Source organism: Thauera sp. (assembly GCF_047601425.1).
Lineage (GTDB): Bacteria > Pseudomonadota > Gammaproteobacteria > Burkholderiales > Rhodocyclaceae > Thauera.
Genome location: NZ_JASGJL010000001.1, coordinates 1037409 through 1050055 on the forward strand (window position 1 = coordinate 1037409; position 12647 = coordinate 1050055).

General features: G+C 66.2%; 13 protein-coding genes, 1 tRNA gene and 1 pseudogene. 4 read left to right on the forward strand and 11 right to left on the reverse strand.

The genetic code is table 11. The annotated features are described in order from the left end of the window. Nucleotides 1–78: 78 nt before the first annotated feature. Nucleotides 79–735 (forward strand): c-type cytochrome, encoded by a 657-nt coding sequence (locus tag QM748_RS04995; RefSeq protein WP_415245941.1) that lies wholly within the window; start codon nucleotides 79–81, stop codon nucleotides 733–735. A gap of 22 nt (nucleotides 736–757) precedes the next feature. Next, complete coding sequence (locus QM748_RS05000) at nucleotides 758–1939, forward strand: alkaline phosphatase family protein (RefSeq protein ID WP_415245942.1); 1182 nt, start codon at nucleotides 758–760, stop codon at nucleotides 1937–1939. A 16-nt stretch (nucleotides 1940–1955) separates the two neighbouring features. Here QM748_RS05000 and QM748_RS05005 read toward each other — a convergent pair whose 3' ends face one another. From QM748_RS05005 to QM748_RS05045, 9 genes are all read right to left on the reverse strand, one after another. Then, nucleotides 1956–2417 carry a DUF1178 family protein gene (locus tag QM748_RS05005; RefSeq protein ID WP_415245943.1) on the reverse strand — a complete coding sequence of 154 codons (462 nt, stop codon included), beginning with the start codon at nucleotides 2415–2417 and terminating at the stop codon, nucleotides 1956–1958. A 70-nt stretch (nucleotides 2418–2487) separates the two neighbouring features. Then, a tRNA-Leu gene (locus tag QM748_RS05010) sits at nucleotides 2488–2572 on the reverse strand. A 27-nt stretch (nucleotides 2573–2599) separates the two neighbouring features. Then, nucleotides 2600–2860: a cell division topological specificity factor MinE gene (gene minE, locus QM748_RS05015; RefSeq protein WP_415245944.1), complete on the reverse strand. Its 261-nt coding sequence runs from the start codon at nucleotides 2858–2860 to the stop codon at nucleotides 2600–2602. Nucleotide 2861: 1 nt separating this feature from the next. Continuing rightward, nucleotides 2862–3674, reverse strand: coding sequence for a septum site-determining protein MinD (minD, locus tag QM748_RS05020; RefSeq protein ID WP_415245945.1), 813 nt, complete (start codon nucleotides 3672–3674; stop codon nucleotides 2862–2864). 31 nt (nucleotides 3675–3705) lie between these two features. Next, nucleotides 3706–4467, reverse strand: a complete 762-nt coding sequence (gene minC, locus QM748_RS05025; RefSeq protein WP_415245946.1) for a septum site-determining protein MinC — start codon at nucleotides 4465–4467, stop codon at nucleotides 3706–3708. Nucleotides 4468–4589: 122 nt separating this feature from the next. Then, the gene (locus QM748_RS05030; RefSeq protein WP_415245947.1) at nucleotides 4590–5666 is read right to left on the reverse strand and encodes a cytochrome-c peroxidase; all 1077 of its coding nucleotides are present in this window, start codon (nucleotides 5664–5666) and stop codon (nucleotides 4590–4592) included. Between the two features lie 141 nt (nucleotides 5667–5807). Next, the gene (locus QM748_RS05035) at nucleotides 5808–8675 is read right to left on the reverse strand and encodes a secretin and TonB N-terminal domain-containing protein (protein WP_415245948.1); all 2868 of its coding nucleotides are present in this window, start codon (nucleotides 8673–8675) and stop codon (nucleotides 5808–5810) included. A 58-nt stretch (nucleotides 8676–8733) separates the two neighbouring features. Continuing rightward, nucleotides 8734–9747, reverse strand: a complete 1014-nt coding sequence (locus QM748_RS05040; protein ID WP_415245949.1) for a FecR domain-containing protein — start codon at nucleotides 9745–9747, stop codon at nucleotides 8734–8736. Then, nucleotides 9737–10258, reverse strand: a complete 522-nt coding sequence (locus QM748_RS05045) for a sigma-70 family RNA polymerase sigma factor (protein ID WP_415245950.1) — start codon at nucleotides 10256–10258, stop codon at nucleotides 9737–9739. Before QM748_RS05045 ends, QM748_RS05040 begins: the two co-directional genes overlap by 11 nt. A gap of 1 nt (nucleotide 10259) precedes the next feature. Here QM748_RS05045 and QM748_RS05050 point away from each other — a divergent pair, with 1 nt between their 5' ends. After that, complete coding sequence (locus QM748_RS05050) at nucleotides 10260–10436, forward strand: hypothetical protein (RefSeq protein ID WP_415245951.1); 177 nt, start codon at nucleotides 10260–10262, stop codon at nucleotides 10434–10436. A gap of 3 nt (nucleotides 10437–10439) precedes the next feature. On the opposite strand, the gene QM748_RS05055 is transcribed toward QM748_RS05050, so the two are convergent. Both QM748_RS05055 and QM748_RS05060 read right to left on the reverse strand, forming a co-directional pair. Further along, a complete protein-coding gene (locus QM748_RS05055; RefSeq protein ID WP_415248019.1) occupies nucleotides 10440–11303 on the reverse strand; it encodes an Hsp33 family molecular chaperone HslO in 864 nt (287 codons plus the stop codon). A gap of 84 nt (nucleotides 11304–11387) precedes the next feature. Continuing rightward, a pseudogene (locus tag QM748_RS05060) lies at nucleotides 11388–11696 on the reverse strand (Spx/MgsR family RNA polymerase-binding regulatory protein); the annotation flags it as partial. A gap of 409 nt (nucleotides 11697–12105) precedes the next feature. On the opposite strand from QM748_RS05060, the gene QM748_RS05065 reads away from it, so the two are divergent. After that, the gene (locus tag QM748_RS05065; RefSeq protein ID WP_415245952.1) at nucleotides 12106–12642 is read left to right on the forward strand and encodes a hypothetical protein; all 537 of its coding nucleotides are present in this window, start codon (nucleotides 12106–12108) and stop codon (nucleotides 12640–12642) included. Nucleotides 12643–12647 lie beyond the last annotated feature (5 nt).

Here is a 12647-nt window from a genome sequence, read left to right on the forward strand (position 1 = left end):
AAACACTGCCGGAGGCCTGCCCATCGGCGTGCGGCAATGGTGTAACCTTGCCCACACCGGAGCAGGGGTCGGACAAACATGCTTGTGAAGTTGCTTTCCATCGCGGTTCTTTCTCTGACGGCATCGGCTGCCGTCCTGGCGGCGCCTGCAGGCGGAGAATCCGCCAGCGAGGCCCTGCAGAAGGTGGACGACGCACAACGTGCCATGCTCGCAGAGGCGGGGCGCAAGGCTGCATTCTTCTGCGCGAACTGCCATGGCGAGCAGGGCGTCAGCCGCTATGGCGAAGTTCCCAACCTGGCAGGCCAGCACCCGGCCTACATCCTTTCCCAGATCGAAGCCTTCCTTGCGGGTACCCGCAAGGACGATTTCATGCAGGGGCTGATGAAGGTGCTGAGCGAGCGGGACAAGCTTGCCATCGCGCTGTACTACGCGTCATCTCCGGCGCCGCAGATGAAGGCCAGCGACGGCGCCGGCGCCAGGCTCTATGAAAAGCACTGTGCGCTTTGCCACCAGCCCGGCGCCGAGGGCTCCGAGTCCTTCCCGCGCCTTGCCGGCCAGCAGTCCGAATACCTGCGGATCAGCCTGCGGCGCTACCTGGCCCAGTCCGGTGAGCGTTTCTCCGCGCCGATGACGGCTGCGGTGGTGCAGCTGGGCGAGAAGAACATCAACGCGGTGGTGAACCATCTGGCCGGTACGCACGCCACGCCGAGCACCGGCAGTTCGGCCGCGCGTTGATCGCGACGCAAGGAGGCGGAAGTTGAAGCACAGCCCCGTGCCGCGCTGGCCTCCCAGCCATGTCCTGCCCGATTATGAGCAGGGCGGCATCTACGGTCTGGCACGCGATCTGCGGACCTGGCTGCATTCACCCCATGCCGGGCTCGCGCCGGCGGGAGTGGAGCCGGGCGAAGCAGCCGTCGTCGTGCTGCTGGTCATTGACGGCCTGGGCGCGAATTTCCTGTCGGAGCTTGGCGCAAGGTCTGCACTCGCGGCCCACTGCCTGCGTACGCTGACCTCGGTATTTCCCAGCACCACCGCCAGCGCCGTCACCACGCTGATGACCGGCGCCTCGCCGGCCGAGCATGGCCTGAATGGCTGGTTCATCCACGACCATCGTTTCGGGGGCGTGATTTCGCCTTTGCCGCTCGAACTGCGCGGCCGTGGGCCGCTGGCTCCCGGTGTCGCGGCACGTCTGTTCCGGGAAGATTCGATGTTCAGGGCTGCGCAGCGGCCCACGGTGATGCTTTCACCCAGCGAAATCGCCTTTTCGCCTTATTCCCGGCACCATGCGCACGGCGCGCGCATACGCCCTTATGACGGTCTGGCCATGCTGGAAGAGGTCCTGCTGGAGACCGTCGGCGAGCTCGGCCGGGAAGGCGGCGGTTTCATCCACGCCTATTACCCGAGCTTCGACGCGCTGAGCCATGCCTACGGCTGCCGCTCGCCTCAGGTGCAGACCTGCTTCGGCAGGATCGACGGCATGTTCGGGCGCCTCTGCGAACGGCTGGCGGGGAGCGGTACGCGCATCCTGGTCACCGCCGACCACGGCTTCATCGACAGCTCGCCGGAGCATACGCTGCAGGTGGCCCAGGACGGCGAGATGCCGAAGATGCTCGCCGCGCCCCTGTTCGGCGAGCGCCGGCTGGCGTTCTGCTCGGTGAGGCAGGGGGCCGAACGGGAGTTCGAGCGTTGGGCGGCGGAAACGCTGGCCGGGCGAGCGGTGCTGATGTCCGGTGCCGACTGCATCGGCGCCGGCTTGCTCGGGCCCGGGCCGCATCATCCCCGGCTGGCGGAACGGGTCGGTAGCTACCTGCTGCTGATGGAACCGGGCTGGACCATCATCGACGTGGTCGAGGGTGAAACGCCTCACACGCTGATCGGCGTGCATGGCGGCATGACCGCCGATGAGATGCGGGTGCCGCTGATCGCCGCGCACCTGTGATCGATGCAGGCCGGCCTTAGTGGACTTCGTCCTCGCCGGACGGCAGGGGGACGACGATGATGCCTTCATCGATCAGTTCTTCGACTTCCTCGGGCGAAGCCTGGCCACGGATGTTGCGCACTTCGGCTTCGCCATGATGGATGCGGCGCGCTTCCTCCGGCAGGCGGTCGCCGACGTTCTCGGCATTGCGGGACATGTGCCGGAGCACTTGCAGCACGTTCTCCACGACGGCTTCAGGCGGCAGGTCTGGCCCGGCCGAGGCCGGGGCTGCTGCCGGAGCCTGTCCGGCAGTCTCGCTGGAAGGCGCCGAGTGCCGCGTCAGCACGTAGGGCGCGCTCGGCAGGCGGCGAACCGCGTTGCTGCCACAGATGGGACAGCTCACGAGCTGGCGAGCGCGCTGTTCCTCGAAGGCATCCGCCGAGGCGAACCAGCCTTCGAAGCGATGCTCCTGGCTACAGCAGAGATTTAGAACGATCACGATGAGCGCATGCGGGTTGGGAGGCGCTCCGATGGCGCCGGCGAACCCTTCAGACCAACTGGATATGGAATGGTGCCCGGGACGGGACTCGAACCCGTAAGGCTTGCGCCGGCGGATTTTAAGTCCGCTATGGTTACCGATTTCATCACCCGGGCAGGGCTACGCCCGCAGGCGTGATGTGGTCAGCGCGGCTGCTCGGGCAGGACGATGTTGACCTCGAGCACATCCATGTTGTCCTGCTTGTCGAGCTGAACCTTGATGTCGTCGGGATTCACTGCGACGTATTTCGAGATCACTTCGATCAGTTCGCGCTGCAGCGCGGGCAGGAAATCGGCGGTCGGGGAGTCGCCTGCACGCTCGTGGGCGATCAGCAGAGACAGGCGGTTTTTGGCGATCTCCGCAGTCTTTTTCTTTTCGCCGAAGAGGCGGGAAAGGAAGGACATGTCACTTGCCTCCGAACAGGCGCTTGATCAGGCCGGGCTTTTCGTAGTTGACGAAGCGCAGCGGGCGTTCCTCGCCGAGGAAGCGGGCGACGACGTCGGAATAGGCCTCGGCGACGTCGGTGCCCTTCAGGTGGATTGCCGGCGTGCCCTGGTTGGACGCGTGCAGCACCGACTCCGACTCGGGAATGACGCCGATCAGCGGCACCCGCAGCAGCTCCTGCACGTCCTTGTAGGACAGCATTTCGCCTTCCTCGACGCGCTTGGGCGAGTAGCGGGTGATCAGCAGGTGCTCCTTGACCGGTTCGCCGCCTTCGCGCGCACGCTTGGACTTGCTCTGCAGGATGCCGAGGATGCGGTCGGAGTCGCGCACCGAGGAAACTTCCGGGTTGCTGGTGACGATGGCCTCGTCGGCGAAGGTCAGCGCCATCACCGCGCCGCGCTCGATGCCGGCGGGGGAGTCGCAGACGACGTAGTCGAAGCCCATGTGCTGCAGTTCTTCCAGCACTTTTTCGACGCCTTCCTCGGTCAGCGCGTCCTTGTCGCGGGTCTGCGAAGCCGGCAGGATGAACAGGTTCTCGCAGTTCTTGTCCTTGATCAGCGCCTGGTTCAGGCGCGCTTCGCCGTTGACGACATTGACCAGGTCATACACCACGCGGCGTTCGCAGCCCATGATGAGGTCGAGGTTGCGCAGGCCGACGTCGAAGTCGATCACCGCGGTCTTGTAGCCGCGCAGGGCGAGGCCGGAAGCGAATGCCGCACTGGTGGTGGTCTTGCCCACGCCACCCTTGCCCGACGTAATCACGATGACTTTCACGGTTTCCCCTTGTTCTGCTGTGTGGCTGCGTTCAGAAGGACGGCAGCGCTTCGATGTTTAGAGTGTTCTCGGCGCCGCTCAGGCGCACCTGTGTCGCGCGGCCGGCGATGGTCTCGGGAATGCCGCGCTCGAAGGTGCGGAACACTCCGGCGATGGAGACCAGTTCCGGGCCGAAATTGCTGGTGATGATACGGGCACGGTTGTCGCCCTGGGCGCCGGCGATGGCGCGTCCGCGCAACGGACCGTAACAATGGATGCTGCCGTCGGCGATGACTTCGGCGCCGGGGCTGACGCCGCCCACCAGCACCAGGTCGGCGCCGCGCGCATAGACCTGCTGGCCGGAGCGCAGCGGCCGGTCGATGAACATCGTCGCTGGCGCGGCCGGCTGCGGCGAGGCGGCGGGCGCCTGCGGCGCTGCTGCTGGCGGTTCGGGCGCACGTGCCGGGGCGGGCCGCTCGGCCGGCCGGGCGTTGCCGGTGGCCGCCGCATCGAGCTGGGCCAGGCCCGCACGGCGGGCGCCTTCTTCATGCTCGGGCGGGAGATTGAACACGCCGATCGGCTGCAGGCGATAGCGGCGCATCAGCGAATTCAGGCCTGCCCAGTCGATCGACGGCGGAACTTCGGGCAATGCGGAAAAATCGAGGATGACGGCTTCGCCATTGAAGAAATCAGGCATGCCGCCAAGCATCTTGTGCAGGGCATCGGCCAGCGCGGGCGGTTCGGCGGCCTGCAGCGTGGCGACGGTCGCGCCGAGCGTGGTGTTGCGGAACTGGACGGGCGCGGAGGCGGACATGGATGGAAGCTTCTTCAAAATCAAGGAAGTGTACTGATCGGCGTGCGATCGGGCAAGGCCGGACCGCGAGCCGCCAGGCTGATCGGCGGCCAGCCATGCAGTGCAGCGACGATGGGGGAGCTTCAGAGTACCCGCAGAAAGGCTTCGAGTGCCTCGAGTTCGGCCGGCGTCAATTCCAGTGGCTGCAGCAGCTCGGAAGTCACCGGAAACAGCGGATCCCCGGCTTCGGCGTCGTTGGCAGGGCGCGGCCGGGGCATGCCCGCGTTGTACATGTTGAGCACGCCGCTCAGGACGGGGAAGCGCCCGTTGTGCATCCATGGCCCGGTGTGTGCGACCTGGCGCAGGGCAGGCGTGCGGAAACGGCCGACGTCGGCGGCTTCGCGGGTGATTCCGTAGCGCCCGAGGTCTTCGTAGGAGCGGCCATACCAGGTCAGCCCCAGGTTGTGAAAGCGGTTGTCGCTGAGCAGGGGGCCTTCGTGGCAGGCCATGCAGCGCGCCTTGGTGCGGAACAGATGCAGGCCGAGAAGCTCCCGGTCGTCGAGCGCATCGTGTTGGCCACGCAGGAAACGGTCGAAGCGGGTTTCCGGCGGCAGCAGGGTGCGCTGGTAGTCGGCCAGCGCGCTGGCGATATTGTTCAGCGTGACCGCGCTGCCGCTTTGCCCGGCGCCGGCAGGGAAGGCCTGCGCAAAGGCTTCTGCGTAACCACTGAGAGCGGCGAGCTTGGCGGGGAGTTCGTCCAGCGGCATCGCCATCTCATCCGGATGGGAGATCGGCCCCAAGGCCTGTTCCTCCAGGCTGGCGGCACGGCCGTCCCAGAACAGGGCAGCGGCATGGGCGGCGCCCAGGATGGTGGGCGCGTTGCGCTTTCCAAGGCGGCCATCGTGCCCGGCAGATACGGGCTGGGTGTCGGCGAAGCCGTGAGCCGGACGGTGGCAGCTGATGCAGGCGAGCAGGTTGGAGCGCGACAGCCGGGGATCGAAGAACAGCCGCTCGCCGAGCGCCACGCGGGCAGGGTCGATGGCGGGCGGAGTCAATGCCGAGACCGGCGCCATCTCACGCCATACTTCACGGTCCAGCCCCTGTGGCCGGGGCCAGGTGCCGATGTCTGCCGAATAGAGCTTGCGCAGGCAGGCTGCATCCCAGCCGCCTGCCGAGGTGGTACAGGATGCGGCGGCAGAACTGCTGAGGAGCAGCGTCATCACGGCGCCGAGAGCGGCGGCTTGCCAGCGGCCAGGCACGGCGGGACGGAAAGTCGTGGAACTTGACGGCATGGGTCGTATCTTGCGGAAACGGAGAAAAGCCCGCACCCGCACAGGGCGGGTGCGGGCGTGAGGGGCAAGTCAGAAGCGGTAGCCGAATTCGACCCAGACCTGGCGGCCTTTCTCGTACACCGTTTCGCTGCCGCTGTCCTCGATGGCGTTGGCACGGTCGAGCACGTTGTCGATCGACAGCGCCACGAAGGCTTCCTGGCCGTCGCGTGTGGGAATGGCGTAGTTGATGCGCATGTCCCAGGAAATCGCCGAGCCGAAGGTATGCAGATCGTAATTGTCCACTGCAATGCCGTTGTAGTCGGCGCTGCCGTTGCGCACGAACTTGCGGTAGCTCCCGCGCCAGGTGAACAGGTTGCCGATGTCGAGCCGGGCGGCCGGAATCGAGGTGTTAAGCAGCAGCCTTGCGGCGTGCGGGCGGGCGAAGTTGTTTACCGGGCGTTCGCGGTACTGGATGAACTTGCCGTCGTAGCGCACCAGACGCTCGCTGTCCTGGCGCCGCGGGTCGGCGCTGCTGTCGTTGAATGTGTCCTCGTAGTCGTTGTGCGAGGTTTCGCTGCGCAGGCGGTCGATGCTGAACAGCAGGCTGCTTTCGGTGCCGGCGAAGCGCAGCGGGCGGACACTCTCCATGGTCAGCGACAGCGTGTTCGAGTCGGTGCGGCCGAGGTTTTCCCAGCGCCGGCGGATGTTCGAACCTTCGCGGTAATAGTGGATGACCACTTCGTCGCGCGATTCGCGCTTGACGTATTTCAGCCCCCAGTCGAAGCCGCCCCACTGCTGATTGAAGGCGAGCATTTTCTCGTCGCTGTAGGGCACCTTGATGTCGCCGTCACGGTAGAACTGCCAGGTGCCGCTCTGCACCGGCGTGTCCCAGTCGGAGATGACGCCGCCGACCACGCGGCGGTAGTGCGCCTCGGTCTGCAGCGACAGGCGCTTGGCCGTGGTGTAGTAGGTCATGAAGTTGCGGCTGTAGTAGCGGTTCAAGCCTGCTTCCAGCCGGGTCGTGCCATCGCCCCGCAAGTCCCAGAACAGCGCGCTGCGCGGCGACAGCGTGGACTCGGGCGCCAGGCTGTCGCCGTCGTAGCGGGCGCCGAGGCGCAGGCGCAAGGTGGGGACCAGGCGCATGTCGTCCTCGATGAAGAAGGAGCGGCCGTTGCTGTCCACATCGAACTTGCCGGCGTAGTGGATGATCCGGGAGTTCATGTACTGTCCCATGCCGGCGGCGCCGTTCCATGGCCGTGCCATCGAGCAGGTCTCGGTATCGATCGTGCCATTGGCGGTCATGCAGCTCGAGGTGTTCGGGTTGCGGCCGGCGGCAGTGTTCTGGTTGTACTGGACGTATTCCGTCTTGCGCTCGTAGTAGCGCTCCTGGCGCGACAGCTCCATGCCGGCGCGCAGCGTATGCCGGATGCCGGCCAGTTCGAACGGCTCCCATTCGGCCTTGAACAGATAGCTCAACGTGTTCTGGGCCTGCTCGACGTCGCCATAGCCGCCCTCGGAGCTGTTCCAGCTTGCGGACGTGCGCCGGCCCCAGTTCTTCTCGTCGGAATAACGCCAGTTCTTGAACACCGTGTTGTCGGCATCGCGCGAGCTTTCGTAATGGTTCCACTGCAGGCGGTGGCTCAGGCGCACGGCGTCGTGGCGGTGGCTCAAGCCCAGGTTGATGCCGTGGCCGCCGCTGATCATGCGGAATTCGCTGTCGCGGGTATTGGCGATGAAATGCTTGTCGTCGGACGGGGCATGGCTGAAGGCAAAGTCGGCGTCCACGTCCGGCGCCAGCGTCCAGAAGCCGCGCAGGTAGTAGTTGTCGGAGCTGCGGGTTTCCTTTTTCCTGCTGCTGTCGCCGGGACTGACGTAGCCGTCGTCGTAAGCCTTGAGCGGTATTTCCGAGCGCTTGCGTACCACGCTGGCGATCAGGCCGAGGTTTTCGCTCGGGCGGCCTTCCAGGCTCAGCCGCCAGATCTTCTTGTCGAATTCACGCTGCTGGCTGTCGCTCGTGGACAGCCCATACGACTCCTTCTGCGCATCGGTGAGCTTGTAGTTCATCCAGCTCGAACGCGCCAGCTCCAGCGACAGGCTGCCGCCGAAGTCGCGCTGCGGTGCGCAGGTTTCGGCCTCGATGACGCCGCCCGAGAAGCGCCCGTATTCGGCCGAGACGTTCGAGTCGTGGACCTTGATCTCGCACAGCAGGCTGGTGTCGATCGCGAGCCCCTGGCTGGACGAGGATGGCGTGCTGTTGTTGTTCGGATTGGAAGCGACCGGGTCGATGTCCGAGGAAATCGACATGCCGTCGAAGCGGAACTGGTTGTCGTAGAACTTGGCGCCGTGGATGCTGACTTCGGCCGGCGCCAGCTCGCCCTGGCGTCCGGTGTGGAACTGGTTGTTGTCGAACTGGATCGACGGAAGCACGCGCAATGCGGTGCCGATGTCGCGGTTGCCGCCGGCGAGCGCACCCAGGGTTTCGCGCCCGATGTTGCGGGTGCCGGCGGACTCGGGGGCATGCGTACTCGTCACCTGCACAACCCCGAGCGTCGTTTCCCCTTGGCGCTCGACTGCGCGCAGCACCCAGGTGCCGTTCGGCTCGCGCTGTGCGGCCAGGCCGGTGCCTGCCAGCAGGCGGGCAAAGCCTTCTTCGACGTCGTAACTGCCGTCCAGCGCCGTGCTGCGATGCTGGGCGACCAGCGCAGCATTGACCGACAGCGGCACACCGGCCTCGGTGGCAAAACGGGTCAGCGATGACGACAGCGTACCGGCGGGGATCGAGTAGTGCTGCCGGGGGGCGGCATGCTGGGCGCTTGCATGGCCCGCTGCGAGCAAGGCGGTGGCTGGCGGCAGCGTGGCAAGCGCCGAGGCAAGGGCGCGCGCCGCAGGGCGGCGAAAGAGGGCGGGCAGTGGAATCATGATGATGAACGCGGTGGTGAGTGGGTGTTCATCACGCATGCCGGGCGAGGCGCAAAAAAGGGAACCGGCGAACGGAAAAAATGGTGGAGCCGCGGCCTCAGCGCGCTTCGATGCGCCAGTGCTGGGCATCGATCCGGCGCACGCGCACCGGCAGGGTCTGCTGGATGGCGGCAAGATTGCGGCTGAAGTCACTGGCGGGCTCACGCATCGGATAGACGCCGACCAGGCGCAGCGCAGCAACTTCGTCGGCGACCTCGACATGCCCGGGCACGTAACGGGCGAGTTCGGCAATGAAATCGTCCAGCCTGCGGTCGTCCGCCACCAGCAGGCCGCGCGCCCAGCTTTCTCGCGCGGCCGCCGCTGGCATCGGGGGACTGCTCTCATGGCTGGAAAAGCGCATCTGCCGGCCGGCCGGCAGGATCTGAGCCGGCGAATCGTGTGGAGCCACTTCGACCTTGCCGTCGAACACTGCCACCAGGCAGGCGCCGTCTTCGATGCTGACGGAAAAGCGCGTACCGAGGGCGGTGAGGCGGCCATGCACGGTATCGACCACCAGAGGACGGGGAGGCTGCTGCGGGTCGGAGGCGCTGCGGATGAGCACTTCACCGACGTGGAGGGTGATGCGGCGCAGGCTCGGGTCGAAGTCGAGGTCGGCCGCGCTGCCGGTGTTGAGCCACATGCGGCTGCCGTCGGCAAGCTCCAGTTCGCGCACCTCGCCGACCAGGGTGCGCTCATCCGCGCGCCACGCCATGAGGCGGGCCTGCCAGTCGTGGGTCTTCAGCAAGCCATGGCCGAGCCAACTGCCGAGAACGGCGAGGCCGCCGCCTGCCAGCAGCTTGAGCGCCTGGCGGCGGCGAGGACGGGACAGGGCGCCGTGCGCGGTTTCGGGCGGTGCATGGCGGTTGAGCTCGGCGAAGGAGCGGGTGACTGCTTCGACCCTGGCCCAGGCCAGCCGGTGCTCGGCATCGGCGTCGAGCCAAGCCTGCCAGCGGTGCCGTTGATCCTCGCCGGCGGCATCGTCGTGCAGCACGGCGAACCATTCGGCCGCCTGCCGGAGAGCAGCGGCACTGGGGACTGGATCCGCCATGCCGTCCTGGACATCAGGCAGCATCCGGCCCGGCTCCATCGAGAGCGGTCACGCAGGCGAGCATGGCCTGCGCCATGTACTTCTTGACCATGCGTTCCGAGACGCCCAGGCGGACGCCGATTTCGCGGTAGCCCAGCCCCTCGAGCTGGGCGAGCAGGAAAGCTTCGCGAACCTTGGGCCGCAGGCCATCCAGCATGGTGTCGATGCGCAGCAGGGCTTCGACCGCCAGTGCTCGGGTCTCCGGCGAGGGCGCCTCGGCCTCTGGCAGCAGGGCGACCGCCTGCTGCCAGGCATGCTCGATGTCGCGCCGCCGCCAGTGGTCGATGAGCAGCGCGCGGGCGATCGTGGTCAGGTAGGCGCGAGGTTCGTCCAGCCCCTCAGGCTGCCGCCGCCCGCCGAGCAGGCGCAGAAAGGTGTCGTGGGCCAGATCGGCGGCATTGTGCGGACAGCCGCCCAGGCGTGCCCGCAGCCAGCCCAGCAGCCATGGGTGATGCTGCCGATAGAGGCTGGCGACCGTACCGGTGTTTGTCTCCACGATGCGTATTCAGTACATGCAGCCGAGCTGGCTGCATGCGGATGGCGGGCACGGCATCGAAGGGCGCGGCATGGGTGGCTTCCTGCAAACATTAATGAGAACTACTATTGTTTTGCATTTGGAAGCAAATGGTCAAGCCGGAGAAAGCCTGGTCATGGCTGCGCCGCTGGCGCGTTGACCATCAGTGCAGCGTATGCCCCTTGAACAGGGCATCGACAGCCTCGGCGTCGAAGCGGTAGGTGTGATTCGACAAGTCGTCATGCACGACGATTTCGCCGTGCTCGGCCAACAGGCCGCGCACTTCTTCCTCGCCCAGGCCACGCAGCATGGTGGCGACCTTGTCCGGATCGGCTGGCCAGTCGTGCGTGACGGCGCGGGCCTCGAACAGGCGCACGTTTTCCTCGGCGAACAGGCGGCGCAGGATTTCGGCCGCATCGAGGCCGAGCAGTTCGTCGTTGCGCACGGTGGCGGCAAGCTGCTGCACCCGCGACCAGCCGTCCAGATCCTTCAAGTCAGCGCCCGGCAGCTTCTGCACGAACAGCGCGACGGCGGCGTCCGCGCTGCAGGCCAGCCACAGCCCTGCGGGCTGTTGCTCGGACTGGGCGAGGTAGTGCTCGAAGACTTCGGCGATGCTGTCGCCCTCGAGTGGCACCAGGCTCTGGTAGGGCTGATCCAGGCTCGGGATGTCGAGTGACAGCTGCAGGCGGCCGTCGCCGACCAGCTCGGCGAGGCCGCCTTCGGCCGGCGCGCCAGCGGCCTTGGCATAGCCGCGCAGGTTCAGCGTCTCGGCACAGTCGATCACCAGCAGGCTGACCGGACCGTGGCCGCTGACCTGGAAGGTGAGCCGGCCGGGCTGCTTGAGGTTGCCGGCAATCACCACCGACACCGCGGCCATCTCGCCGAGCAGGCGGGCGACTGCCGCCGGGTAGTCGCGCCCGGCCTGCATTGCCTGCCACACGTCGGTCAGGTGCACGACGGCGCCGCGGATGTCGAGGTCTTCCAGCAGAAAGCGCTGGACATAGCTGGAGGGGAGGGCAGTGCTCATCGGGAGGCTCCGTTGAGAGTTCGACGCAAAGCGCTCGGGATCGAAGCCGACGAGCAGTTCACCGCCAGCGGTTTCGACTACCGGGCGGCGGATCAGGCTGGTGTTTGCCTGCATCAGCGCAATGGCGTCAGCGGCGGTGGCAATGGCCTGCTGTTCGGGCGAGAGCTTGCGCCAGGTGGTGCCGCGCTTGTTGACCAGCGCCTCCCAGCCGAGCTTCTCGCACCAGCTCGCCAGGGTGGCGGCATTGATGCCTGACTTCTTGTAGTCGTGGAAGTCGTAGGCGACCGCTGCGGCGTCGAGCCAGGCAAAGGCTTTCTTCATCGTGTCGCAGTTCTTGATGCCGTAAATGCGAAGGACCGGGCTGCCTGCGGCTTCGCGATGCTGTGTCGTCATGTCTTCGGGCTGTCCAAACTTCAAGGAGGGGCGGTGGGCGGATGGGCCTGCGTTGCCAGCGCCGCCAGCGGAGTGGCCGCGAGTGTAGCGCGCTCCCGAAGGGTGTGCACGCTTCGAGAATCCCCGCGATAAAGGCCGGGGCCCATGCGCAGCAATTCATCCTGTCAAGATAGATAAGATCGAATCCAGTTCAACCGTCTAGAATGCGGCCCACTTTCTCTTCCGGTGCTGATTCTGGGTTTGTCCTGCCTACAGCGTGCTACAGCGAATTGCTGGGATACTTCATCCGCGAATCCAGGGGCGGCCTGCTCGCGGGCGCTCATCGATAGAATGGCGTCGGCAGCCTAACAGGAAGAGGGTATCGTCCATGGCTACATCGTCCAGTCTTGCGCTCTCTGCCCTTGCGCTGATGGCCATCAGCCTGGGCGGCTGTACCTTCAAGAGCGATTCGGAATATTTCTCCGATCAGCGCAACCGTGCGCGCGAGCAGAACTTGCGCGACATGCGGTTGAGCACGCGGCAGACGCCGCGGGGTACGGATCTGGCGGGCGACGCCCTGGTTGCAGCACTGGCGGACAAGACCTTGGTGAAACGCTATCCGAACACATCCTTCGGCTCCGTGCGTGTTGACTACGTGGTGCGCCGCTACTTCGTCCCGGACGGCCGCCTCATCTTGAGCGAGGAGCCGTATTCCTTGCATTCGCCCAGCTGCTTCAAGGTCGAGCACCGCTGGCGCGTCGATGGCGAGCGGCTGTGCCTCCAGGAACCGCCTGCGCCTGAAGAGTGGAGATGCTATCGCTTGGCACGCGCAGCGGATGGCGAGCTGCAATGGTTCATCGACCGGCCTGGCGATGACTACGACGGGCTCATCACCATGGGCATCCGCGAGATTCTGGACGGCCCGCCGGGGAGTCCGGAATCTGCAGACGGTCGCAAGAAGGATTGAGCTTT

Coding starts and splice junctions, on each gene's coding strand:
- minC (WP_415245946.1), bottom strand. CDS start 4,467: ATGTCCGCCTCCGCGCCCGTCCAGTTCCGCAACACCACGCTCGGCGCG.
- QM748_RS05065 (WP_415245952.1), top strand. CDS start 12,106: ATGGCCATCAGCCTGGGCGGCTGTACCTTCAAGAGCGATTCGGAATAT.
- minE (WP_415245944.1), bottom strand. CDS start 2,860: ATGTCCTTCCTTTCCCGCCTCTTCGGCGAAAAGAAAAAGACTGCGGAG.
- QM748_RS05035 (WP_415245948.1), bottom strand. CDS start 8,675: ATGCGTGATGAACACCCACTCACCACCGCGTTCATCATCATGATTCCA.
- QM748_RS05050 (WP_415245951.1), top strand. CDS start 10,260: ATGCGTATTCAGTACATGCAGCCGAGCTGGCTGCATGCGGATGGCGGG.
- QM748_RS05030 (WP_415245947.1), bottom strand. CDS start 5,666: ATGACGCTGCTCCTCAGCAGTTCTGCCGCCGCATCCTGTACCACCTCG.
- QM748_RS04995 (WP_415245941.1), top strand. CDS start 79: ATGCTTGTGAAGTTGCTTTCCATCGCGGTTCTTTCTCTGACGGCATCG.
- QM748_RS05040 (WP_415245949.1), bottom strand. CDS start 9,747: ATGCTGCCTGATGTCCAGGACGGCATGGCGGATCCAGTCCCCAGTGCC.
- QM748_RS05055 (WP_415248019.1), bottom strand. CDS start 11,303: ATGAGCACTGCCCTCCCCTCCAGCTATGTCCAGCGCTTTCTGCTGGAA.